Raw genomic sequence first — 937 nt, forward strand, 5'->3', positions numbered from 1 at the left:
GTGGAAGTTCAACAACGGCTGGATACTGTCACCGCAGAATTACAACAGGAACGTGAAGCGAAAGTGGTTGCAGAGGAACAACTTCAAGTTGCAGAGGAACAGTTTCAACAGGAACGTCAGCGTAGCCAACGCTTAGAACAACTGTTGCGAGAAGTGGGAATTGACCCTAGGGAACCTCTCCCCCAGCCCCTCTCCTACCAGGAGAGGGGAGAATAATAACTACAGATTGGGGAACCCATCAAAGTGATGAATTACTCCCCCTTCCCTACAAGGGAAGGGGGTTGGGGGGTTAGGTAAAGGGAGTCAGGGAAGGAGGTTGGATAATTTGCACCTGAGAGGGATGTAGCTGCGGGTGGCGATCGCGACTCTGGAAGATAGCGACAGGAGAATTGTATGAGTAAGCGTTTAGAAGGTAAAGTGGCGATCGTGACTGGTGCGGGTACGGGTATCGGTGAGGCGATCGCGCAAAAGTTTGCTCGTGAGGGTGCTAAGGTGTTAGTTAATGGTTTACCCACCGATCCGATCGAAGAAGTTGTCGAGACAATCGAGGAAAATGGGGGAAATGCGATCGCTTATCAAGGTGATGTTTCGGAAGAATTACAAGCCGAAAGTTGCGTCAAAGCCGCGATCGATAAGTACGGACGTTTGGATATTCTAGTTAACAATGCTGGGGTTTTCTTGGCTGTGGCTGAAACCCAAGATTACCCGATTGAAGCGTTTGACAAGACGATTACGATGAATATTCGTAGCGCATTTTTAATGACGAAGTATGCGTTACCCCATTTACAAAAATCCCGTGGTAACATTGTTTCGGCGGGTTCGGAAGCGGGTTTTAACGGTGTAGCGCAAAATTCCCCTTATGGCGGCACAAAAGGCTGGATGCACGCATTTATGAAGGGTGTGGCTGTGGAACAAGCGAAACATGGAGTTAGGGCTA

At 49.0% G+C, this 937-nt stretch carries 1 protein-coding gene and 1 pseudogene; both read left to right on the forward strand.

Annotated elements, in window-relative coordinates:
* Positions 1-216, forward strand: a pseudogene (locus G3T18_RS24615) (hypothetical protein); the annotation flags it as partial.
* 177 nt (positions 217-393) lie between these two features.
* The coding region (locus tag G3T18_RS24620) for an SDR family NAD(P)-dependent oxidoreductase (protein WP_224413236.1) at positions 394-937 on the forward strand (544 nt) is incomplete at its 3' end.

Source organism: Oscillatoria salina IIICB1 (genome assembly GCF_020144665.1).
In the GTDB taxonomy this organism is placed as follows: Bacteria; Cyanobacteriota; Cyanobacteriia; order Cyanobacteriales; family SIO1D9; genus IIICB1.